Source organism: Pelagibius sp. Alg239-R121 (assembly GCF_947331435.1).
Taxonomy (GTDB): domain Bacteria; phylum Pseudomonadota; class Alphaproteobacteria; order Kiloniellales; family Kiloniellaceae; genus Denitrobaculum.
This window is the reverse complement of the sequence record NZ_CAMZOF010000006.1, coordinates 169,161-193,794: the sequence shown is the minus strand read 5'-3', so window position 1 is coordinate 193,794 and position 24,634 is coordinate 169,161. Positions and strand designations below refer to the sequence as shown.

Genomic DNA, 24,634 nt, shown 5'->3' with positions numbered 1-24,634 from the left:
ATCTCACTGCACGGCTCCCGCTGTCGCGTCTGTCAAAAGCGAAACACCCCGCTCACCGACCAAAAGCAGGCCACCTCCGTCTGACGGTAATACGGCGTTCAGGCCTTCGCGGCGCAAACCGCCGGTCAGGGTAAAACTCTGTCCGCCGTCATTGCTTCGCAGCAAGGTACCACTGAGCCCCACGATGACCACTTGGCCGTCCGACTGTTCCGTCGCCCCAAGCAGCGAAGCGGTGACGCCGGTATCTATCTTAATCCAGGTCTCGCCGTTGTCAGTTGAACGAAAGAGGTTGCCCCGCAATCCGAAGAGCAGAAGCGTCCCGTCGGATAATCCCAGCCCACCGAAAAAACTCCCCTCGTAGGGGCTTTCCAGCCTCACCCAGGTTTCCCCCCGATCTGGGGATCTCAAAATAGATCCGAACTCGCCGGCAAGAAGAAGCGAACCATTGGCGGACTCGAATAGCGTATAGAAATGCGGTTCTTCCTCGTCGATGCTCCGTTGTTCCCAATTCTGCCCGCCGTCGGAAGTTTCGTAGAACAAACCATAAGCCCCCACGGCAAAGCCATGGTTGCCTTCTTCAAACCAGACATCGAGAAGTGGCGCTTCGAGTTCGGCGTCACGGCTTTGCAGCTGCCAGCTCTGTCCACTATCGGTGCTTTTCAGGATCACCGCATCGTGGCCGACCGCCCAGAATTGACCGTCGCCACCGGAGGCGATCGCCGTCAGCATTGAACGCGTGGGGACGACCACCTGTTTCCAGGAATTCGAAGCGGGATCGTCGCTCAAAAGCACATGACCCCGGTCGCCAACTGCAATGACGCGATTCGCATTCTGAACCACGTCCAGGAGAAGTGACCGGCTCGCAAGGTCAGCAAGTTCCGACTCTTCCACCTGCGTATCGGCAGTCGCGGCCGACTGTTGCGCTGAGGCACTATTTGATGCAACAGCAAGCAAACCGACCACAAACGCCACCCAAAGCGGTGTGGATCGCATCAGCCAGTCACAGAGTCTCATATCAACGATCCAATTCGAGCGAAATCCATCTGCGTGACGTTTCTATAGCTGTTGGAATATGGCCTCAAAAGATCAGCCGGCCCGGCTTATGCCGGCCGGCTGCCATGAAACGCTTCAACAGCCGCGCTCCAACCATATGATGTCGAGACTGATTCACTTTTTTGTTCGGTGAAAACGATCAGTCTCTAACGGCGGCCTTTACGCCGCAGGCCCTCAGGCGTGAATTGTTTCAACCCGAGATCCTGGTTGAAGACTTCGATACGGTCCTGGTTGTTCAATCCGAACGCGAGATAGCGGCCATTCTGGACGTCGTACTGAGTAACTACCGTTTCCCAGAGGAGAGGCACTTCGTAGTAGTTGATATTGTGTGCCTCGGAGACGCGCCAAATTTCGCCACGCCCATCGTATTGATCGGCGGCGACGATCTGCCAGCTGTCCTCGTCAAAATAGAACGTCCGGCGACCGTAGATGTGGCTGGTACCATCCTTGAGCGTCGCATCGACCTCCCAGACCCGGTGCAATTCATAGCGGGTCAGATCCTGGTTGAGGTGTCCGGCCTGAATGATGTCGTCATATTCGAGGGAATCGCTGTGAAGCTTGTAGGAGTTGTAGGGCACATACATTTCGCGCCGTCCCTTCAGCTCCCAGGTGTAGCGATCCGGCGCGCCATTGAACATATCCAGCTGATCGCTTGTCCGCTGGCCGTCGGATGCGGTGCCTGGATTGTCGTAGGCGACATTGGGCGCGCGGCGTACGCGGCGTTGACCCGGATTGTAGGTCCAGGCCTTGCGTGGCTCCAGCTCCTGATTTAGCGTTTCATGCACCAGCAGGATTGTCCCTGCAAGACGAGCAGGTGCGGTTACCTCCTGAAGAAAGTAACCAAGCGTGTTGTCGATACTCTCGATCGATGCGCCTTCATGAGCGTAGGCGAGGTAGATCTGTTCGTCGATCTTGACCAGATTGTAGGAACCGCCCGACGTCGGCGAGACCTGTCCAATGATCCGGCGAACAGTGTCCCCACGATAGCGCAACAAGTGGTTCCAAACGGCATGCAGACCGTTTTGCGGGATCGGGAATGGAATCGACTCACGAGAATTCAGCACACCGTTGCCGTCCGGCGTCAGTTCCGCCGTCGTCGCATTTGCAATCGCAAAGTCGTAAATCCTTTGCGGATAGGAGGCACTGCGATGGCTCGGATAGATGTTCATCTTCCAGCTATCGGGATAGCGCTTGAACATCGCCAGTTGACCAGGGGACAGCTTGTCCTTGTACTGATCGACATTGGCCGGCGTGATCGTCGTAATCGCCGCATCGCCCGCATAAGGATCGGGATGATGCATCCCCGGCTGGTAGCCGGCTGGTGGCGTGGTAATGCCGCCATCCCATGCCGGAATCGTGCCATCGGCATTGCCGGCCTTGACCGCGCCCATCGGCGTCAGTTCCGTGCCCAGTTTTGCCGCCTCTTCCGACGACACTTTGGCAAATGCGGCCGGGGCAGCCAGCAGGAGCGCTAGCGCTCCGCAAGCAAGCGGCTTTGATGCCAGTTTCATAAAATTCTCCTCCCGTGCGTCACGGTTTTCGGTCGCACTCTAGAACGAATAGCTGACGACGAATGACGCGAAGTCACGGTCGTTCAATAGGTTGAACGCACCACCGCCAAAGAACGAGGTATAGGCGATGCTGGCCCGCAGCGAGTCGAGATAGGTCGCTCCCAGGGACAGGGTTACGGTCTTACGGTCCTCGACGAAATTTGACAATGGAGACGGGGTCGTTCCACTGACGTCATGCGAAAACGCGATCCCGGGCTGCAGATTGACCGGTCCGATAGCATTGTTGAACTCGGCCCGTGCCCTGAGGCGGTACCCCCAAGAAAAGGCATCGGCGAAACCGCCATCCTGCGTGGCCGGCTGGAGACCTGCTCCGGTGAAGAAGCTGTTGCCGCTGGTAAAGGTACCTGGCCCTTCGTAGCGCAGCTCGCTCTTATTTTCCATGTCGTGGACGTAGGTGCCACCGACTTCACCAACCAGAACAATCTGATCAGCCCCGAACGTCGGCCCGAGCACCTTGGAAGCTGTCGCCTGTGCTTGACTTACGTCCTTGCGACGAAAGCCTGAAATTTCTTCGTCAAAACCGAAAGCTCCAAGTTGGCCCTGAGTTCCGAACGGCGTTGCCGGAATTGGTGACAAACCAGCAAACAGAAGTTCAACATCGTCGACCTGCAGCGGCTGGTCCTTACGGAAAGAGTATTCACCCTGCAGCGCGATGCCGGTTCCTGGTATCTCGGTATTGAAACTGGCGCCGATGAGTTTGATATCATCCGGAAACTCCCGGAAGAACTGAGCAGAGCCTGCATAGTTGCCCCCACCCAGCCCCGCGAGCGTCCCCGTCCGGGCACTTAATACTGGCAGTCGGCTGTTGTACTGAATGTAGTAAAGTCCGAACTCCGTGTCGTTCAGTTCGGGTTCAAAATAGCGCAGCGCGACACCCCATTGATTGTTGTCGGTCCCGCTCCGGTCCGGCCCACGAGGAATCGTCGTGCCGACGGGCGCATTCGCCGCGATAGTCGGCGGATTGTCGGTCGGCAGCGGCGGTTGACCGAAACCAAGGAAGACGAACTGCCCGCCTGGTGACGCAAAATCGTTGGTGGAGAAGAAGGTCCCTTCAGGCTCGATCTCGGTGTTGTCCCACTCGAGCTGCAGAAAGCCTTCAATCGATAGCTTATCGGTCAAACCAACGTTGACGTCGATAATCGGCACAGGCACCAGGCCTTCGCGAATCTCGGCGCCTGCGACCCGGAACTTAGTCACGTCGATCGGGTTAATGGTGTTGATGCCGTTCTGAATGAAGGTGCTTTCACCCCAGCTCAGCACCTGATTGCCGACGCGCACCGTTACCGGGACATCCCCAACATCGAAATCGCCATAGACATACGCATCGAGCAGCTCGAAGTCCTGGCCGGCGCGGCCTTTCGCTTCATCCCCCAAATTTGTACGCGCGGTTTCCCCATCCATGATCGCGGTGTCGTAAAAGTATGACGCGCGGCCAAAGAAACCAAAGTCACCGGCATTAAGAGAGAGCTCGTGCGTCGCCTTGACATTCGCCGAGGTGATGTCGCCCTTCTCATAGTTCAGGTTACCGTTGTCGCCATTGATCGAATTGGCCGTGCCACCATTATTGACACCAATCAGCCGATGATCGTGCCCCTGGGTCCGGGCCGAGACGCCGGTCGAAACCGTTGTATCAAACGAGCCGCTAATGGCACCGTTGTTCCAATCAAAATCGATTGCAACAGCGGGCAATGCGATCACTGTCGCCGCGCCCACACCCAAACCTGCAATCATGGAAGTCTTGGCAAACATACCCGTCAGCCGTGGGTTGTTTTGCAACAAACCGGATACGGAATTCATCTTACCCCCTTATCCTCCCAGCGCTCGAATACCCGCTTCAAAGTAATCGCCCGCTTCGAGTCCTTTACACTCTTTATTCAGTTTAGCCCTATCCCATTCCAGCTGCAGCGTTTTTTTATCTTTCTCTCCAACTGGGAGTAACGATTGCTTGCAGCTCCGTTGTCTTGCGTTATCTCAAAACGCGATCTCCTCCAGTTCCATCAGGGGTGCCTTGCCCGCCATAATAGTCGCAAAGAGCGACGAAGACTGCGGCAACAAACGGGTCATATAGAAGCGCGCGACGGCAATTTTGGCTCGATAGAAGTCCGGACGTTCATCCATCTTTTCCATGCTGACCTTGACGGTTCGCGTCCAGATATAGGCCAAAGCCACCAGCGCGAAGAGCCGCAGGTAATCGCTTGATGCCGCGCCCGCCTCTTCCGGATCCCTTAAACCGTTTTGGGCAATCCAGCCCGTCGCCTGCTGCAGACGCCCGAACGCCTTGGCAAGCGGGAGGACAAACTCCATCAACTCCGCTGACTCTTGATTTTCCTCGATAAAACCAGCCACAGGATGGAAGAAACGGCGGAGCAACCTCCCCATTCCCTGACCCAGCTTTCGCCCGACCAGGTCCAACGCCTGGATGCCATTGGCACCTTCGTAAATTTGCGCGATGCGCGCATCGCGCACCAACTGCTCCATGCCGTATTCATGGATGTAGCCGTGACCGCCATGGATCTGCACACCCAGGTTCGTGGCTTCGAAGCCATAATCGGTGAAGAAGGACTTGATGATCGGGGTCATCAAGGCAACCAGGTCGTCGGCTTCCTGTCGGCGGTCGGCATCCGGATGCTTTTCCGAAATATCGACTTCCATGCCGATCCAGATCGCCAGCGCCCGCGCCGATTCGTTGTAGGCGCGCATAGTCAGCAGGTTCTTACGCACATCCGGATGTACGATGATGGGATCCGCCGCTTTCTCCGGTGCTTTGGTGCCACTGAGCGAGCGCCCCTGCCCCCTGTCTTTGGCGTAAGCCGCCGCCGTCTGATAGGAAGTTTCCGCCAGACCGAGGCCCTGGATGCCCACGTCCAGACGCGCGGTGTTCATCATGACAAACATCGACGCCATGCCCGTGTGCGGTTCGCCGACCAGATAGCCTTCCGCTTCTTCGAAGTTCATCACACAGGTCGAAGAGGCTTTAATGCCCATCTTGTGCTCGATCGAGCCGCAGGTAACGCCGTTGCGCATTCCGGGCGTGCCGTCTTCCTTGACCAGGAACTTCGGCACGATGAAGAGCGAGATTCCTTTACTGCCCGGCGGTGCGTCGGGCAGCTTCGCCAACACAAGATGGATGATGTTATCGGTCAGATCATGTTCGCCGGCGGAGATGAAGATCTTGGTGCCGCTGATCTTGTAAGCACCGTTGCCGTCGGGTTCCGCCTTGGTGCGGATGAGGCCCAGGTCGGTGCCGCAGTGCGGCTCGGTCAGGCACATGGTGCCCGACCAAGTGCCGTCGATCAGTCTGGGTAGAAAGGTCTGCTTCTGATCGTCACTGCCGTATACCGACAAGGCGTTATAGGCGCCGTGGGAAAGTCCCGGATACATGCCGAAACTAAGGTTGGTCGAGACGATCATCTCACTCATGATGAACTGCAGGGTTTTGGGGAGCCCCTGTCCGCCATAATCCGGATCACAGGAGAGGCCGGTCCAACCGCCGTCGCAGAACGCCTTGTAGGCTTCCTTGAAGCCCTTCGGCGTACGCACGACACCGTTTTCGTAATGACAGCCCTCTGCATCGCCCGGCAGGTTCAACGGCAAAAGCTCGTTGACGCAGAATTTGGAGCCTTCTTCCAAAATCGCCTCGACCACGTCAGAGGTCGCATCCTCAAACCCCGGCAGGGTCGGGATGGAGTTGTCGTAGTCGAAAAGTTCGTTCATCACGAAACGAATGTCGTCGATCGGTGCAGCGTAGGTAACCATTTTAAAGTTCCTCGATTTCTTCCGCTTGTCTCGCGGATCGGGCCTTAGTTTCGCAGCGGCTTGCCGGTTTCGATCATGTGCTCCATGCGTGACAGCGTGCCATTGGTCTTGATCAAGTTCATGAAGGTCTCGCGCTCGAGCTTGAGCACGGCTTCTTCGGATACCGGTTCTGTGATGTCCGCTTCAACCCCGCCGGTCAGCACCTCGACCAGACCACCCGCGACGATCTGATCGTGTGGCGTCGCCAGTCCGCGCGCGGTCAGGTCCTTCAACGCGAGCCGGAGCGCAGCAGCGCCAGAAGGTCCGGGCAGCGTAAGTATGGCGGCTTCCGGTGCCTCATAGCCCTCGACCAGCGCCAACGCCTTGGCCTTGGCATCCGCAAGCAGGCGCTCACGGTTGAAGGTGATACCGTCACTTGCCTTCAGAAAACCGAATTCCTTGGCCTCAAAGGCTGACTTCGCAACCTTCGCAGTGCCAATGGTTTCGAACGACGCCGATACCGGAGGCATCGGTCCGCGCGGCCGTTTGGGATCGGCAGCCAGACGCAGCAGCATTTCCTTGCAGCCGCCCCAGCCGGGCACAATCCCGACACCAACCTCGACCAGACCGATATAACTTTCCGCATGTGCCTGAATGGCGTCCGAGCTGAGCAGAACTTCGCAACCACCGCCGAGCGCCATACCAGAGGGCGCCCCGACCACGGGAAAGGGTGCACGCTTCAATGCAAGAAACGCCTTTTGGCCCTGCTCGACCATTTCCTCGACCAACGGCCACATGGCGGTGTTCGCGGCAAAGAGCGCCAGGCCCAAATTGGCACCGGCAGAGAAGTTGCTCGCTTCGTTGTAAATCACCAGCGCCTTAAAGCCCTTGTTCGGCACGTGCGCAACTGCCTTGCCGACCATCTTCAGCATTTCAGGATCGAAGGTATTCAGCTTGGTATGGAACTCCAGACAGGCAACACCATCGCCAATGTCCCAGAGGCTGGCGGATCCATTCTTGGCGACCGGCTCGCCGGCACGTTTGATATCCTCCAGCAGAAGAACGCCATCCGGACGCTGCAGGTCCGCATAGGCACCATCGGCTCCCAGGAACTGAAGTTTTCCGTCCTCAACCCGGTAGAAGCCACCCGCGGCAGATGCCTTTTCCAACAGTGGCGGAACATCGCGGCCTTCGTCCTTCAAACGCGCAGCGAAGTCGCCTGCACCCAATTTGTCGATAAGCTCGAAAGGGCCGAATTTCCAGTTGTAGCCAAGCTTCATGGCCCGATCGATGGCAGGAACATCGTCCGCGATCTCGGGCACCAGCGCCGCCGCATAAGCCAGGATCTTCGACATCACGGCCCAAGCGTAAGCGCCGCCGCGATCATCGTGGGAAATAAGGGCTTTCAGTCCACCTTTACGGCTCGCGGAGACAGATGCGAGCGAGGCTTTCTTGGCCGGCGCATAGGTACCGTCAGACAGATCGATCGCTTCTTTGACTCTTTTACCGCCCTCTTTATTCAGACGATAGAACCCGCCCTTGCCTTTGCGGCCGGTGTAACCATCGGCAATCATCTTTTCGATCAGCGGCAGTTCGCGGCGCAGCTCCTGATAAGCATCGCTATCCGGTAAGTTATCGCCCAGCCCCTTATCGACATGCGGCATCAGGTCGATTCCGACCAGATCCATCAAGCCAAACACGCCGGTCTTGGGAATGCCAAGCGGCCTACCCATCACCGCATCGACTTCCTCGATCGGCAGCTTGCGATCCATCGCTTCGACCAGCGCGCACTGAATCCAGAAGGTGCCGATCCGGTTGGCAATGAATCCCGGTGTGTCATTGCAAAGGACGACACCTTTGCCCAGCCGGCGATCGGCGAAATCGTTCAAGGCGGCAACTGCATCGGGCCGCGTCGCTTCACCGGCGACGATTTCCAACAGGCGCATGTAACGCGGCGGATTGAAGAAGTGCGTGATCGCGAAATCCTTCGCGAAGTCCTCGCCCATTCCCTCGATCAGTTTCGCCAAAGGCAGTGTCGAGGTATTGGAAGTGACGATGGAGCCAGGCTTGCGCACGGCCTGAATCTTCTCATAGAGCGCATGTTTGATATCCAGACGCTCTATGACGACCTCGACAATCCAGTCGCAATCGGCAATGTCCGAGAGATGGTCTTCGATATTGCCGGGCGTCACGAGTTTGGCGGTTCGCTTGGACATGAAGGGGGCTGGATCAGCCTTCAGCATCTTCTTGACCGCACCGGCAGCGATAGCATTCCGGTCCTTGGCGCCTTCGGGAACAATATCCAGCAGCATGACTGGAATTCCGGCGTTCGCAACGTGAGCCGCAATGCCGGCTCCCATCACGCCGGCACCAATAACAGCAACCTTTTCGATGGTCATGCGGCATTCTCCAGAATAGTGGCGATCCCCTGCCCGCCGCCGATGCACTGTGTGGCCAGAGCCAGGCCTTTGCCCTCGCGCTGCATGATCTGGCCCGCCTTACCGGTGATCCGCGCGCCGGTGGCACCGAGAGGATGACCGATAGCCAGCGCCCCACCGTCGATGTTTACCTTGGACAGATCGATGCCAAGGTCCTGGACGCAGGCCAGTGCCTGAGAGGAAAAGGCCTCGTTCAACTCGATCACGTCGATATCGTCGATGGTGACGCCCGCCCGCTCCAGCGCCTTCTTGGTCGCGCCAACCGGTCCGATGCCCATGATCTCCGGCAGACAGCCGGCCACTGCAACTGACTTGATGCGCGAGATGACCTTCAGGCCGTTGGCTTTGGCATAATCTTCGGAGGTGACCAAAACGGCGGACGCGCCATCGGTCAGCGGCGAAGAAGTTCCCGCCGTAACGATCCCGTCCGCCCGGAATGCGGGCTTGAGGCCGGAGAGAGTCTCGGCACTGGTGTCCGGCCGCACGCAGCCGTCGCTGTCCACGGTGTGATTGCCCTGAACAATCGGGATGATTTCGTCGCTCAGTCTGCCTTCACGCTGCGCTTCGGCAGCCTTGCGATGACTGTCGACTGCCAGCTCCTCCTGGCGGTCCCGCGAAATATCATACTTGGAGGCAACATTTTCAGCGGTCTCACCCATGGGCATGTAGGCCTGAGGGTAGTTCTCAGCGAGCGCCGGGTGGATCATCGGATTAAAGCCTGACATAGGTACGCGGCTCATGGATTCCACGCCGGCACAGATAAAGGCCTCGCCGGCGTTCATCTGGATCGCGCCGGCGGCCATATGGATCGACTGCATGGAAGATCCGCAAAAGCGGTTGACCGTCGTCCCGGCGACCGAGCGGGGCAGATCAGCGAGGAAGCCGATCAGCCGGGCAACATTGAAGCCCTGGTCAGCTTCCGGAAAGGCGCAACCCACGATCAGGTCTTCGATATCATTCGGTTCGACACCGCTCTTCTCGACCAACCCTCTGACCACCTGTCCGGCCAACTCGTCGGGTCGCACACGCTTCAAGTCGCCCTTTTTCGCGAAGTGAAATGGTGAGCGGGCGTAACCCGCGATAACCACGTTCTTATGCATCTTCATTTCCTCTTGCGTCTTGGGCGTAAGGGGTCGTTTGGCGAGTCCGCATCCGCTGCGGTTCCAATTGCACCCTTGTTGGCCTTCAGGTGTTCCAAAACCTCTGCTTCAATCTCGCGCAGTTCCTCGATGGTTGCTTCGAGATCGTCGTACTGTGATTCAAGTGTCGCCAGGCGATCCTGGGTCAGGGCCAGCAACCGCTTCATCTGTTCAAGCTGATCGGACCCGGCGTCGTAGAGCTCCAGCCATTCGCGAATTTCGCGTAGAGAAAAACCGAGACGCTTGCCGCGCAGAATCAGCACCAGGCGTCCTCGGTCCCGGTTGCTGTAGACCCGTCGATTTCCCACTCGCTGCGGTGAGATCAGCCCCTTGTCTTCGTAGAATCGGATCGCACGGGCGGTAACACCCAGTTCGCGGGCCAGTTCAGTCACGGTCAAGAGTTTGGTCATAGAGCGAACATCCGTCTTTAACCTATCTCGGGCGGAAGCGATTCCAATGGCCGCTGACAAGCGTCCCTTCGGTTACCACTTTTGCGGCGCCGCATTTCGCAATGCCGCCGTTCATGATGCTCTGCCGTTCATGATGCAGGCACTGCACGTTTCTGATGCTCTTCGGCCACCAGTTCCTTTTTTGAGAGCTTTCCGATCATGGTCTTGGGCAATTCGTCACGGAACTCGACTTCCTGCGGCATCTCGATCGGAGAAATCTTGTCTTTTAGGAAGGCCTTGAGGTCGTCGACTTCGAGGTCGTGGTCATCCTTGAGACGGATGAAAGCTTTTGGTGCCTCGCCCCGATAGTCATCGGGAATTCCCACAACCGTCACCTCGGCAACCGCAGGATGGCGATAGATCGCTTCTTCGATCGTGCGCGGATAAACGTTGTAGCCGCTGCAGATGATCATATCCTTCAAGCGGTCAATGATGAAGGTGAAACCGTCTTCGTCCATATAACCAATATCGCCGGTATGCAGACGGTCGTTTCGAATAGTGCGCGCAGTTTCGTCCGGCCGGTTCCAATAACCGGCCATGACCTGCGGCCCGACCACACAAACCTCTCCGCTTTCACCTGACGGCATGATCTTGTCCGGGTCGTCGAGGGCGCGGATCTCAATCTTCGTCTCCGGAAGCGGCAGTCCGATACCGCCCTCCTTGTTCAGTCCCTCGACCGGATTGCAGGCGGCAACGGGCGAACACTCGCTTAAGCCGTAACCTTCAACTAACTTGCATCCGGTCCTATTCTCAAAAGCCTGTTTGATCTTGACCGGCAGCGGGGCGCCACCGGAGATGCAGATGTTGATGGACGACAGATCGTACTTATCCGCTGTGGGTTCCTGATCGATGGCGTTGAACAGAGTCGGCACGCCGGGGAACTGGGTCGGCTTGTTCTTTTGAATAGTCTTCAAGGTCGTGATGACGTCAAATCTGGGTAAAAGAATCATTTCAGCACCCACGACAATTGACGCATTCATGACAACCGTCATCGCGAAGACGTGGAAAAGCGGCAAAACACCAAGAACCCGTTCCTGATAGTCCGACGGCTCCCCATCCCAGAGTGAAACCTGGCGCGCATTGATCGCGATGTTTGCGTGGGTGAGCATTGCACCCTTGGGAAGGCCGGTCGTCCCGCCGGTATACTGCAGAACCGCAATATCTTTACGCGAATCGATCTCGGGCCGAACGTAGTCGCCGTCGTTTTCGGTCACGGATTCGTAGCTGACGACCTGATCGTCATTAGGGACCGAAGCAATCTCGCTACGCTTAAAGACACGAAACAGCTGAGACTGCGGAAAGGGCAGCGCCGCCGACATTGAACAAACCACAATCTTTTCCAGCGGCGGCCGTCCCAACATCCGCTGCAGCTTTGGCAGCATCATCTTGAGATCGAGCGTGATCATGATCTTGACGCCAGAGTCGTCGATCTGTTTTCGAACTTCCTCGTCCGCATAAAGCGGATTGAAGTTCACCACGATGCCGCCTGCTTTCAGGACACCGTAAAAAGCAATAACGGCATAAGGCGTATTCGGCAGAAACAAGCCAACCCGGTCACCTTTACCGACACCGAGTGCCTGCAGGCCCTTCGCCATGCGGTCAGAAAACTTCGCGACCTCACCATAGCTGGAGATCCGGCCGAGGAAATTTATGCAGTTCCGGCTGCCGTCTTTCGCCGCCTGCCGGTCCAGCACCGCCGGCATCGGTTCGTCCGAGACCTTTGTATGCCAGTCGATGTCCGGTGGATATTTGGCCGCCCAGGGCATCGCCGTTTCTGACAGTGTCGTCACGACCGCCCTCCTAAAACACAAAGAACCGCGATCCGGTCCGGAGTTATTTCTTCAAGAGCCGCTTCAACGCCGGAGGCGTCCAAAATTGCCAACACCGGAAACTTTGATACAGACAGTCCCAATGGCTCCTCCTTATCGTGATCCGGCCCTAACGGCCTTTCACTATTAACGTGAAGCACGACGCAATTATTACAACAACCTGACGCTGTATTCCACTCTATGTCGACCACTGCTCTTGCCGTGACGACTTAATCACGAATAGAGTTCATTCAATCGAATACGTCAAGAACTTAACGCATACGTGAACTTAGCGTTAAACGAAATCTATCGCCGTTGCGATTCTTTATTTAATATCAGATTGTTATGAGAAGTGTCCGATCAAGCCTAAATTGACTTGAGTCGGTAAAAATACCGCAGCGTTGGATTATTGATGCCCGCGTGACGCGGATTGAGCGGCAGCGGCCGATTCGTGAGCTTCCCACGCGACTCGCTTGCGATAGATTGTCGACGGAGAAATTCCCAGATAGGCGGCCGCTTTTGCGATGTTGCCGCCGCAGAGTTCTATCGCCTGCTCGGTGGCTTCTTTCTCCAGCTGCCAGAGCGGGACAATCCGCTCCGACAGAGTCATTTCGTCCATCGGAGAGACCCTGTCGCTGGACCGCGGCAGGGACAGATTTTTTACAGCGGGCGAGGTTCGAAAGGCCCCCATTTGCGCAATCTTCGCCGGCAGCATCGCCGGCTCCACCAGTTCGGCATCGTAAAGCACAACCGCGTTGCGGATAACGTTTTGCAGCTCGCGAATGTTGCCTGGCCAGGAGTAGTTCAGTAACACCTGCGCCGCCTCGTCGGAAGCATCCTTAAAGGCCTTACCTTCTTCTTCCGCATAGATGCCGATGTAATGACGCACCAGGGTCAGGATATCATCGTCGCGTTCGCGCAGCGGCGGCAATTGGACCGGAATGACATGAAGCCGATAATAGAGGTCCTCGCGAAACCGCCCGGATTGAACTTCCACCCATGGATCCCGATTTGTCGCGCAGATGAAGCGCACATCCACCGCTTCGGTTTTGGGACTGCCGACCGGCTCGAAACTACCGGTTTGAATGAAGCGCAGAAGCTTGGTCTGCAGATCCGCATCCATTTCGCAAATTTCGTCAAGAAATAGAGTCCCGCCGTCAGCCCGCTTAGCTGCACCATGCTGATGTTGAGTTGCACCGGTGAATGCGCCTTTGACGTGACCGAAAATCGCGCTCTCCATCAACTCCTTTGGAATGGCGGCGCAGTTTATCGGCACGAAGGCACTGTCCTTGCGGGGAGACAAGTCATGGAGCGCCTGGGCACAGACTTCTTTGCCGGTGCCGCTCTCACCGGTGATGAAGACAGTCGCCTTACTCTGGGCAGCCGAATCTATCACCTGGTAAACCGCTTGCATGGAAACGGACGCGCCGATGAAGCCGCAATAGGATTCACGCGGATAACCGCCCTTGACCTTTTCGACGATTGCCGAGAGCCGCTGACGCTCGAGCGCATTGCGGAGAGTGACGAGCAGGCGTTCCTGATTGAAAGGCTTGACCAGAAAATCCAGCGCCCCGGCCTTCATTGCCTCGACCGCAGTGGATAAGGAACCATCGGCAGTGACCACGATGACGGCAGTGTCGATCCCATCGTCCTGAATCCAGTTCAGGATCTCGATCCCATTCATGTCAGGTAGCTGCAGATCAAGCACGACGACCGAGGGCTGATCGCTTTTAATAGCCTCTATTGCATCCTCGCCATTGGCGACATGGTTTAAAATCACCGGCTCGGCCTGCAGAAAACTCACGTAGAGCTTCGCAAGAGAAAGATTGTCCTCGACCAGGAGAACCTTTAGCGGCTTAACCTCCGCAGGTATCAAATTACTGCGCAACATGACTTCACATAGTCCTCGGCGCGGTGCATCGGGCCATAATTACTAAAAACGCTCTTTGGTCGACAATCTGTTGGTTCAGCGGTCTTTTCACCATGATTCAGAACCGCACACCAGCGTAATCGAAAGCGATCGATACTGGAACTTTACATATGGTACTTCACTGACCACTACCAGTACGTAAAAATACGCAAAGCATTTCCCGTAATATGGCATATAAGACCGTTTAAACCACTGCATCCTCCTAACGCGCGAACGACTCCTTTTGAGCCCCGCATACAATAGTAGGTGGAAGGTCGCACAGCTTTTATTCTGTGGCGCATCCAACCGGGGTTTCGTTCATTTTTTTTTGCCCCCCCTCCCCGCTACGCCTGTGATCGATAACAGACAAAATCATGATAGGATATTGGATCCAAAATGAATCAATCAACTCATGATGTTAGCGTTTATCCCCGTGCTCCAGCGGCCGAAAGTGGGACATTGCAGGGGCTTGCACAAAGCGTGGGCGCACCCGACCGACCATGCTCGGGTTCCAGAAATGCCGTTGACGAGAGGCATCTCAAGCGCCTAGCTTGATGCCCCATACGCCTACCCAACTCACCAAGAGTAGGCGAGAATACAGACCTAAACAGCAGGGAATTAAATCATGAGACGCCAACTATGGATGGCATCCGTTGCGATTGCCGCAAGTGTTGCCTTTGGAGCTTCTGCCGGTGCCAAAACACTGGTCTATTGTTCGGAAGGCAGCCCTGAAGGCTTTAACCCAGCGCTTTATACAGCGGGAACCACCTTCGATGCCTCATCGCATCCAATCTTCAATCGCCTAGTCGAGTTTGAACGTGGATCGACCACTGTTATTCCGGGTCTGGCTGAATCCTGGACGGCTTCCGACGACGGCCTGCAGTATACTTTCAAGCTGCGCAAAGGCGTTAAGTTTCACACCACCAAAGCATTCACGCCCAGCCGGGATTTCAATGCCGACGACGTGATCTTCAGCTTCGAACGCCAAGGCAATAAAGACCACCCGTATCACAAGGTTTCCGGAGGCTCCTACGAGTACTTCGAAGGCATGAGCATGCCGGATATCATTGAGACGGTGGAAAAGATCGACGACTACACGGTCAAGTTCGTTCTCAGCAAGCCGGAAGCCCCCTTCGTCGCCAATCTGGCAATGGACTTTGCATCGATCATGTCTGCGGAATACGCGGACCAGATGTTAAAGGCAGGTACGCCTGAGCAGGTCGATCTGGCACCAGTCGGAACCGGCCCCTTCCAGCTTCAACAGTACCAAAAAGACGCGGTCATCCGCTATAAGGCCAACGATGGCTACTGGGCCGGCAAGTCCGAACTCGACACTCTGATTTTCTCCATCACGCCGGACGCTTCGGTACGTTATCAGAAGCTGAAAGCTGGCGAATGCCATGTCATGCCTTACCCGAACCCGGCTGACATCGAAGCCATGAAAAGCGACAGCGACGTCAACCTTCTGGAGCAAGAAGGCCTGAACGTCGGCTACCTCGCTTTCAACACGGAAAAAGCCCCCTTCACCGACAAGCGGGTCCGTCAGGCTCTCAACATGGCGATCGACAAGCAGGCGATCATCGATGCTGTGTTCCAGGGCGCCGGCAAGATCGCGAAAAACCCGATCCCACCGACAATCTGGTCCTATAACGAGTCCACCAAGGACTACGCTTACGACCCCGAGAAGGCTAAGGCATTGCTCGCCGAAGCCGGTGTATCAGGCCTGAAGACCAACATCTGGGCCATGCCGGTACAACGTCCCTATAACCCCAATGCGCGTCGGATGGCTGAACTGATCCAGGCGGACTGGGCCAAGGTCGGCGTCGAAGCTGAGATCGTCACCTTCGAGTGGGGTGAGTACCTCAAGCGCTCCAAGGCAGGCGAGCACGAAACCGTGCTGCTGGGCTGGACAGGTGACAATGGCGATCCGGACAACTTCCTTTATGTCCTACTGGGTTGCGACGCCGCTTCCGGTGCCAACCGCGCACGCTGGTGCCACAAGCCATTCGACGATCTGCTGAAGCAAGCCAAGCAGACCGCCGATACGGCAGAGCGCACACGTCTGTACGAAGAAGCACAGCTGGTCTTCAAGGAGGAAGCTCCCTGGGTGACCATCGCGCATTCGGTCGTCTTCATGCCGGTCCGCAATGAAGTCGTCGACTTCCGTGTCCACCCGCTTGGCGGTCACATTTTCTACGGCGTCGACCTGAAGTAAAATTCGGGAACGCCTGTAGGCAGAATTTCGGGAGGGGCGCTGGCCCCTCCCGAAGTTTCCTCAGAGGTTGATCGGTTTGCTTTGCGTTAGAGCAAAATCGGATCAGTCTCCCGGTCTGTAGGTCAGAGGGCGAAACATGTTCTTGATTGTTTTAACTCAAGAACCCACGCGCTCTAGGTGGACCAATGCTTAAATTCATATTGACCCGTATCGGATTGCTCTTGCCGACTTTCATCGGCGTGACAATCATCTCTTTCTCCTTCATTCGGCTTCTTCCAGGCGACCCCATTGAACTCATGGCCGGCGAGCGTGGCATCGAGCCTGAGCGGCACGCGCAGTTGATGGCGCAATTCGGTTTCGACAAACCCATCTGGGAGCAGTATCTGGTTTTCATGGGTAAGCTGCTCGAAGGCGATCTCGGGGCCTCGATCGTCACGAAGAAACCGATCTTCGACGAATTCTTCTCGCTGTTCCCCGCAACGCTCGAACTCGCGCTCTTTGCCATTGTCTTCGCCATTGTCATCGGCCTGCCCGCCGGTATCGTCGCGGGCGTCAAGCGCGGCAGCGTTTTCGACCACACGGTTATGGGGATCTCCCTGACCGGCTTTTCCATGCCCATCTTCTGGTGGGGTCTGCTGTTGATCATCTTCTTCTCGGGGATCCTCGGCTGGACACCGGTATCGGGGCGAATTTCGGTTTTGTATTACTTCGAGCCGGTCACTGGTTTCATGCTGATCGACACCCTGCTGTCGGATGAAGAAGGCGCCTTTTCCTCAGCGTTGAGTCACTTAATTCTGCCCGCAATCGTGCTGGGAACCATCCCACTCGCCGTCATTGCGCGCCAGACCCGCTCCGCCATGTTGGAGGTCTTGAGCGAAGACTACGTGCGCACAGCGCGAGCCAAGGGCCTGCCGCCAGGACGCGTGGTCGGACTGCACGCACTCCGCAATGCCCTGATACCGGTGATCACCGTGATCGGTCTGCAGGTCGGAGTGCTGCTGGCAGGCGCGATCCTGACCGAAACAATTTTCGCCTGGCCGGGTATTGGGAAGTGGATGGTCGACTCGATCTTCCGCCGTGACTACCCCTCGGTCCAAGGCGGCCTCATGCTGATCGCTGCAATCGTTATGGTGGTCAATCTGATTGTCGACCTGCTGTACGGCCTCATTAATCCTCGAATCAGACACGCCAGGTAATCCCATGGCCGTAACCACAGATATGTCCGCGAACCCGCAAGACCCCTCCGGGAGTCCTTCGGCCACACCGGAAGCCGCGCCAATTCATCCTGTTCGGGAGTTCTGGCATTATTTCAGCGAGAACAAAGGCGCGGTAGCCGGTTTCTTCGTCGTGCTGTTCTTGATTGTGATCGCACTGGCTGCCGACGTCGTCGCACCACATTTGCCCAGCGAGCAGTATCGCGATCACTTGCTGCAACCGCCGGCTTGGCAGGAAGGTGGAAGCTGGTCTTTCGTGCTCGGCACGGACGCTGTCGGTCGAGACCTCCTCTCGCGCCTGATCTACGGTTCGCGGGAATCGCTCTTTGTGGGCGTAATCGTTGTCTCGATCTCTCTCACTCTGGGCGTGTCCCTGGGCCTGATTGCGGGTTTTTTCCCGGGCTTCATCGGCACCATCATCCTCCGCCTGATGGACATGATCCTCGCGTTTCCCAGCCTGTTGATGGCACTGGTGCTTGTCGCGATTCTCGGGCCAAGCCTGACCAACGCCATGATCGCCATCGCCATCGTGCTGCAGCCGCATTTCGTGCGGTTGACCCGCGCGGCTGTCATGTCGGAACTATCAAAAGATTACGTGACCGCCAGCAGGGTCAACGGTGCGGGAATCTTCCGGCTGATGTACATCACCGTACTGCCGAACTGCATGGCCCCCTTGATCGTCCAGGCGACCCTCAGCTTTTCGACCGCCATTCTCGATGCGGCGGCGCTCGGGTTTCTGGGAATGGGCGCACAACCGCCGACTCCGGAATGGGGCACCATGCTCTCAGAGGCCCGCGATTTCATTCTGCGCGCCTGGTGGGTCGTGACCTTCCCCGGACTTGCAATCCTGATTTCGGTGCTGGCCTTTAATTTGATGGGCGACGGCTTACGCGATGCCCTTGATCCCAAGTTGAAGCGGAGCTGACCATGGCACTGCTTGAAATCCGCGACCTCGCCGTCGAATTCCAGACCGCTCATGGCCCTTTCCGCGCCGTCGACGGCATTAATCTCGATATTCAGTCTGGTGAACTGGTCGGCGTCGTCGGCGAATCCGGGTCAGGCAAATCGGTCACAATGCTGGCCCTGATGGGATTACTGCCACCAACCGCAACGGTGACGGCTGATCGATTGAGCTTCGACGGAACTGACCTTTTGCAGATTTCGGCGAAACAACGCCGCGAGATCATCGGCAAGGACATTGCCATGATCTTCCAGGAGCCGATGACCAGCCTCAACCCCTGTTTCACTGTCGGCTTCCAAATCATGGAATCTTTGAAGGTGCATGAGGGACTGCCGCGGCCCGAGCGCCGGCGGAGGGCGATCGAACTGTTGGAGCAGGTCGGAATTCCCGCTCCGGAATCGCGACTTAACGCGTTTCCGCATCAGCTATCAGGCGGCATGAGTCAACGGGTGATGATCGCGATGGCGATCTCCTGCAACCCACGCCTCCTGATCGCAGACGAGCCCACCACAGCGCTCGATGTGACCATCCAGGCGCAAATCCTGGACCTGCTGCGCAGCCTTCAACGGGATCGCGGCATGTCGATGGTGCTTATCACGCACGACATGGGTGTGGTCGCAGAGACCGCGCAAAGAGTGACGGTCATGTACGCCGGGCAACAGGTTGAGGTCCGAAGTGTCGAAGACCTATTTGAAGGCCCCAGGCATCCATACACCTCCGCCCTTCTCGATGCCTTGCCGGAGCGCAGTGTCGAGGGATCGCGCCTTTCGACCATTCCCGGCGTGGTACCGGGTGCCGGCGACCGGCCGGATGGTTGCCTCTTCAATCCACGCTGCCGTTTTATGCAGCATGAGTGCCAACACCGGACCCCTAAACTGGCGTCCGATCACACCGGCTTCGTGCGCTGTCATTTTCCACTGCCTGTATCGGTTCCCGGATCGTCCAGCGCGTCGGCAGCCGATGAAACAGGCGGCACAGCGCCAGGAGGCACGGCATGAGCGAACAGTTGCACCACGACTCTCAAAGCGTCCTCGAAGCCAGGTCGCTTGCCCGTCATTACGACATTGGTGGAGGGTTTTTCAGCAAACCAAAGACCGTCAAGGCGCTGGCGAGCGCAAGTTTCAACCTCCAGGCCGGTAAGACCCTGGCTGTGGTCGGGGAATCCGGCTGCGGCAAGTCTACCCTCGCCCGAGTTGCGACCCTGATCGAAACACCGACGGCCGGTGAACTGCTCATCGACGGTGCCGACGTCGCCCATGCCAGCAGTGAAGAGATGAAACGTCTGCGGCAGGACGTTCAGATCGTATTTCAGGATCCCTACGGCTCGCTCAATCCGCGGAAAAAGATCGGGACGATTCTGGAAGAGCCGATGGTGATCAACAGCGATGCCTCGGCGGCCGAACGCAAAGAACGTGCGCTTGAGATGCTGACCAAGGTTGGTCTGCGGCGCGAACACTACAATCGCTACCCACATATGTTTTCCGGCGGTCAGCGGCAGCGCATCGCGGTGGCCCGGGCACTGATGTTGCAGCCTCGTATCCTGGTCGCTGACGAACCGGTATCCGCACTCGATGTTTCAATCCAGGCCCAGGTTCTCAATTTGTTGATGGACCTGCAGGAGGAATTCAACCTCGCCTATCTTTTTATCTCGCATGATCTCAGTGTCGTGCGCCACATCGCGGACGAAGTGATGGTGATGTATCTCGGCCGTCCGGTCGAACACGGACCGAGAGATGCGATTTTCCAAAACCCGATGCATCCCTATACCAAGGCGCTTCTCGCCAGTACGCCGGCCGTTGATCCACGCCACAGAGTCGAGCGCATCAAGCTGAAGGGCGAACTGCCGTCGCCTATCAATCCGCCCTCGGGCTGCGCATTTCATCAGCGCTGCCCCTTTGCCGAAGCACGCTGCAGCACGGAACGGCCGGAACTCACCGACTTCCCCCGGCAAAAGGTTGCCTGCCATTTTGCAGACACGATCAACCAGGATCAAACTGCGGCCTGACATCGAAAAAATCTCCGAGGGCTGTTTCCTGATCACTTCACTAATAAACGTTTGTGTTCTACATATAAAACTTGACCAGATGGACAAGAAATGTCGATCATCAAGGATAAATCGATCCCAGGTAAATCAATCAGGAACGTGATTCGCGCTCCACTAATATAATCCAGAAGCTGATTTACGATTTTTTCTGAACCGGGGAAAACGATCGAACGCCAGAACAGCCGCGACAAAGTCGGCTGAATGGATAACAATAGACTGCAACCTCCGATATGACAGGGAAACGAGGCTTCCGAATGAAACAGATTTTACTTGCCGCATCAGCAGCAATAATTCTGTCCGCCGCCAGCGCCAGCGCGGCTGACGTGAAACCCGCCGTGGTCTTCGACATGGGCGGAAAGTTTGATAAATCGTTCAACGAAGGCGTCTATAACGGCGTCGAAAAGTTCAAGGCCGAAACCGGAATTAGCTATCGCGAGTTCGAGGTTACGAACGAAACCCAGCGTGAACAGGCCCTTCGCAAAATGGCACAGCGCGGCGCAGACCCGGTTGTCGGTGTCGGTTTCGCACAGGGCCCGGCGATGGAAAAGGTCGCCAAGGAGTTTCCGGACACGCGCTTCACCATCATCGACATGGTCGTCGATCTGCCTAACGTGCAGTCGGTCGTCTTTAAAGAGCAGGAAGGTTCTTTCCTGGTAGGTGCACTGGCTGCCGCCGCGTCACAGAGCGGTAAGGTCGGCTTCGTCGGGGGCATGGACATTCCTTTGATTCGCCGCTTCGCCTGCGGTTACGAGCAAGGCGCTAAACACGCCGGTGCGAGCACCGAAGTCATTCAGAACATGACGGGTACGACACCTGCGGCCTGGAACGATCCTTCCAAGGGTGGCGAGCTTGCAAAGAGCCAGTTCGACCGGGGTGTCGACGTCGTATATGCAGCAGCCGGCGGAACCGGCATCGGTGTCTATCAGGCCGCCAAGGACAGCGGCAAGCTGGCCATCGGTGTTGATTCCAACCAGAATTACCTGCATCCGGGCACCATGCTTACCTCAATGCTGAAGCGGGTTGACGTTGCCGCCTACAATGCCTTCAAAGGGGCGCAGGACGGCACCTGGAAACCAGGCATTCAGGTCCTCGGCCTTGCCGAAGGCGGCATCGACTGGGCTCTTGATGAGCACAACAAAGGTCTGATCACTCCAGAGATGCAGGCCATGGTCGACAAGGTGAAGGCTGACATCATTGCCGGCACCATCACTGTCCACGACTATATGTCGGACAATAGCTGCAGCTACTAATCGACGTGTCTTTTGCGCTGTAACTGCCTCTCCCACATCGTTGTGGAGAAGTCGAAGCGCGCGAAACCGTCGTTCGGAAAGCACCAGGAAGATAGACGGAAATTAGTTCCGTCTATCTTCCGGCTCAACGATTGGCTCATCTATGACCGCGATCGAACTCCGGGGAATCAATAAGTCTTTCGGCCCTGTCCACGCCAACAAGAACGTTGCGCTCGCTATCGACAAGGGCACGATCCACGGCATCATCGGCGAAAACGGTGCCGGCAAATCGACCTTGATGTCGATCCTCTACGGCTTTTACGAAGCCGACAGCGGCGACATCCTGATCAACGGCCAAGCCACCAAAATACGCGGGTCGCACGAAGCGATCGCTGCCGGAATAGGCATGGTCCACCAGCATTTCATGCTGGTCGATCCCTTTACGGTGCTGGAAAACGTCATGCTGGGCGCCGAAGGCGGCGCGCTGCTGGACAAGGGCATCGATACAGCCCGCGAAGAGCTCGAACGGCTGGAGCGTGAATACGGTCTCGACGTACCGGTTGACGCGCTCGCGGGTGAATTGCCGGTTGGCTTGCAGCAGCGGGTAGAGATTCTCAAGGCGCTCTACCGGGGTGCCGAAATCCTGATTCTCGATGAGCCGACCGGTGTTTTGACGCCGCAGGAGACGGACCAACTCTTCAGGATCCTGAAGGCCCTGAAGGACCAGGGCGTGACGGTCATCCTCATCACCCACAAACTCCAGGAAATCATGGCCGTTACCGACGGTGTCTCCGTCATGCGCGGCGGCGAAATGGTTGCTCACCGGACAACCAGCGAAACCAGTAAGGAAGAGCTGGCTGAATTGATGGTCGGCCGCAAAGTGTTGCTAAAGGTCGACAAATACGAAGCCCAGGTCGGCGAGACGGCCCTAAAAGTCGAAGGCCTTTCGGTCATCGACAGCGATGGGGTGCCCAGGCTTGATAACGTCAGTCTGACAGTGCGCCGCGGTGAGATCGTTGGCATTGCCGGCGTTTCGGGCAATGGGCAAAGCGAATTGCTTGAGGCGCTTTCTGGAATCGTCGCCCCGAGTAAGGGCCGGATCGAACTCAATGGCACTGTGATAACGCGCGAATCTCACCTGGACGCCCGCGAGTTTCGCGATCTCGGGGTCGCGCATGTGCCGGAAGACCGTCATCGCATGGGGCTGGTGACGGCCTTTACCGCCGACGAATCGGCCATTCTCGGCTACCACAGGAATAAAGCCTATAACGGCTCCATTCTCATGGACCGCAAGGCGATCGTGGAGGATTGCGCCGGAAAAATGGCGGCGTTCGATGTCCGGCCTCCAACACCCAGCCTAAAGTCCGCCAATTTTTCAGGCGGCAACCAACAGAAGATCGTACTGGCGCGGGAAATGGCCCGTAAACCCGATGTGCTGCTTGTCGGACAGCCGACGCGTGGTGTGGACATCGGTGCAATCGAGTACATTCACAAGAATTTGGTGAGCATGCGAGACGCAGGTGCCGCAGTCCTGATGGTCTCTGTCGAACTCGAAGAAATTATGTCGCTGAGCGATCGCATCCTGGTGATGTTTGAAGGCCGGATCGTCGGCGAAGTCGCCCCCAAAGACGCCGACGAACGCTTGCTCGGGCTGATGATGGCCAACGCCGCGCCGGACGCCCAGGAAGCGGCTCCCGCTTCAGGAACAGCGCCGGCAAGTACGGGAGCCGAACTATGAGAGTGATTTCCGGTACAGTGCCACGCTGGGTCGACGTTGGTCTCATTCCCTTCATCAACATCCTGCTGGCATTTCTGGCGTCTGGCCTGATTATTCTGCTGATCGGCGAGGATCCGATCGAAGCCGTGCGGATCCTGATATGGGGTGCCTTCGGCACTGAAGAGGGTATCGGCTACACCCTCTATTACACCACAAACTTCATCTTCACCGGCCTGGCGGTTGCCGTCGCCTTTCACGCCGGCCTTTTCAATATCGGCGGTGAAGGCCAAGCTTACATTGGCGGTCTCGGCGTTGGGCTTGCTTTGCTGCTGTTCGACAACAGTCTGCCGTTCATTCTGATATTACCGATCTCCATTGCGGCCTCAGCCTTGTTCGGTGCGGCCTGGGCCTATATCCCCGCCTACCTGCAGGCATACCGCGGCAGCCACATCGTCATCACGACCATCATGTTCAATTTCATCGCTTCTGCGCTGATGGTCTATCTGCTGGTCAACGTCCTGATCCAACCGGGTCAGATGTCTCCCGAAAGCCGGGAGTTCGCGCAATCTGCCTGGCTGCCGTTCATGCATGAGGCATTCGCCTGGTTCGGTGTGGAGATTACCCGGTCGCCCCTGAACCTCTCGATTTTTTGGGCCCTGGTCTGCTGCGTTCTGATCTGGGGTTTCATCTGGCGAACCCGATGGGGTTACGAGATCCGGACAGTGGGTTTTAACGAAACTGCCGCCGTCTATGCCGGAATCAATCCGAAAAAGATCGTTATCCTGGCAATGTGCGTCTCTGGTGGTCTCGCCGGCTTCGTCGGCCTGAATGAGGTTTTGGGCGTACATCACCGGCTGCTGCTGAACTTCCAGCTCGGATATGGTTTCGCGGGCATCGCCGTCTCACTGATGGGCCGCAATCACCCCGTCGGCATCATCTTCGCCAGCCTGCTATTCGGCACGCTCTATCAAGGCGGCGCCGAGCTCTCCTTCGACATGCCGAAGGTCACAAGAGAGATGGTCGAAGTGGTTCAGGGACTGGTGATTCTCTTCAGCGGTGCCCTCGCCCTGATGATTAAGCCAACCGTGGAACGGATTTACTTTATCCTGGCATCGGCCGCCGCCCGGCGCGCATCTGCGGCGGAGGGCTAAG

At 57.0% G+C, this 24,634-nt stretch carries 17 protein-coding genes; 8 read left to right on the top strand and 9 right to left on the bottom strand.

Annotated elements, in window-relative coordinates:
- Nucleotides 1–3: 3 nt before the first annotated feature.
- The 9 genes from QMZ18_RS19925 to QMZ18_RS19885 form a co-directional block, all read right to left on the bottom strand.
- Nucleotides 4–1,014 (bottom strand): YCF48-related protein, encoded by a 1,011-nt coding sequence (locus QMZ18_RS19925; protein ID WP_282608104.1) that lies wholly within the window; start codon nt 1,012–1,014, stop codon nt 4–6.
- A 185-nt stretch (nt 1,015–1,199) separates the two neighbouring features.
- On the bottom strand, nt 1,200–2,564 hold the full coding sequence (locus QMZ18_RS19920; RefSeq protein WP_282608103.1) for a DUF1329 domain-containing protein: 1,365 nt from the start codon (nt 2,562–2,564) through the stop codon (nt 1,200–1,202).
- Nucleotides 2,565–2,603: 39 nt separating this feature from the next.
- A complete protein-coding gene (locus QMZ18_RS19915; RefSeq protein WP_282608102.1) occupies nt 2,604–4,421 on the bottom strand; it encodes a DUF1302 domain-containing protein in 1,818 nt (605 codons plus the stop codon).
- 174 nt (nt 4,422–4,595) lie between these two features.
- A complete protein-coding gene (locus QMZ18_RS19910; protein ID WP_282608101.1) occupies nt 4,596–6,380 on the bottom strand; it encodes an acyl-CoA dehydrogenase C-terminal domain-containing protein in 1,785 nt (594 codons plus the stop codon).
- Between the two features lie 44 nt (nt 6,381–6,424).
- Entirely contained in the window at nt 6,425–8,758 is a 2,334-nt protein-coding gene (locus QMZ18_RS19905) for a 3-hydroxyacyl-CoA dehydrogenase/enoyl-CoA hydratase family protein (RefSeq protein ID WP_282608100.1), read from the bottom strand.
- Complete coding sequence (locus QMZ18_RS19900; RefSeq protein ID WP_282608099.1) at nt 8,755–9,897, bottom strand: thiolase family protein; 1,143 nt, start codon at nt 9,895–9,897, stop codon at nt 8,755–8,757. Before QMZ18_RS19900 ends, QMZ18_RS19905 begins: the two co-directional genes overlap by 4 nt.
- Nucleotides 9,898–9,899: 2 nt before the next feature.
- A complete protein-coding gene (locus QMZ18_RS19895; protein ID WP_282608098.1) occupies nt 9,900–10,346 on the bottom strand; it encodes a MerR family DNA-binding transcriptional regulator in 447 nt (148 codons plus the stop codon).
- Between the two features lie 128 nt (nt 10,347–10,474).
- Nucleotides 10,475–12,175, bottom strand: a complete 1,701-nt coding sequence (locus QMZ18_RS19890) for a long-chain fatty acid--CoA ligase (protein WP_282608097.1) — start codon at nt 12,173–12,175, stop codon at nt 10,475–10,477.
- A 424-nt stretch (nt 12,176–12,599) separates the two neighbouring features.
- Nucleotides 12,600–14,084 carry a sigma-54 dependent transcriptional regulator gene (locus QMZ18_RS19885; protein ID WP_282608096.1) on the bottom strand — a complete coding sequence of 495 codons (1,485 nt, stop codon included), beginning with the start codon at nt 14,082–14,084 and terminating at the stop codon, nt 12,600–12,602.
- Between the two features lie 643 nt (nt 14,085–14,727).
- Here QMZ18_RS19885 and QMZ18_RS19880 point away from each other — a divergent pair.
- From QMZ18_RS19880 to QMZ18_RS19845, 8 genes are all read left to right on the top strand, one after another.
- A complete protein-coding gene (locus QMZ18_RS19880; protein WP_282608095.1) occupies nt 14,728–16,317 on the top strand; it encodes an ABC transporter substrate-binding protein in 1,590 nt (529 codons plus the stop codon).
- A 185-nt stretch (nt 16,318–16,502) separates the two neighbouring features.
- Nucleotides 16,503–17,513 (top strand): ABC transporter permease subunit, encoded by a 1,011-nt coding sequence (locus QMZ18_RS19875; RefSeq protein WP_282608094.1) that lies wholly within the window; start codon nt 16,503–16,505, stop codon nt 17,511–17,513.
- A 22-nt stretch (nt 17,514–17,535) separates the two neighbouring features.
- Nucleotides 17,536–18,456, top strand: a complete 921-nt coding sequence (locus QMZ18_RS19870; RefSeq protein WP_322097255.1) for an ABC transporter permease subunit — start codon at nt 17,536–17,538, stop codon at nt 18,454–18,456.
- Between the two features lie 2 nt (nt 18,457–18,458).
- Nucleotides 18,459–19,490, top strand: a complete 1,032-nt coding sequence (locus QMZ18_RS19865) for an ABC transporter ATP-binding protein (RefSeq protein ID WP_282608092.1) — start codon at nt 18,459–18,461, stop codon at nt 19,488–19,490.
- A complete protein-coding gene (locus tag QMZ18_RS19860; protein ID WP_282608091.1) occupies nt 19,487–20,497 on the top strand; it encodes a peptide ABC transporter ATP-binding protein in 1,011 nt (336 codons plus the stop codon). Before QMZ18_RS19865 ends, QMZ18_RS19860 begins: the two co-directional genes overlap by 4 nt.
- Before the next feature lie 293 nt (nt 20,498–20,790).
- Nucleotides 20,791–21,786: a BMP family protein gene (locus tag QMZ18_RS19855; RefSeq protein ID WP_282608090.1), complete on the top strand. Its 996-nt coding sequence runs from the start codon at nt 20,791–20,793 to the stop codon at nt 21,784–21,786.
- Nucleotides 21,787–21,928: 142 nt separating this feature from the next.
- Nucleotides 21,929–23,503: an ABC transporter ATP-binding protein gene (locus QMZ18_RS19850; RefSeq protein WP_282608089.1), complete on the top strand. Its 1,575-nt coding sequence runs from the start codon at nt 21,929–21,931 to the stop codon at nt 23,501–23,503.
- Complete coding sequence (locus QMZ18_RS19845) at nt 23,500–24,633, top strand: ABC transporter permease (RefSeq protein WP_282608088.1); 1,134 nt, start codon at nt 23,500–23,502, stop codon at nt 24,631–24,633. Before QMZ18_RS19850 ends, QMZ18_RS19845 begins: the two co-directional genes overlap by 4 nt.
- Nucleotide 24,634 lies beyond the last annotated feature (1 nt).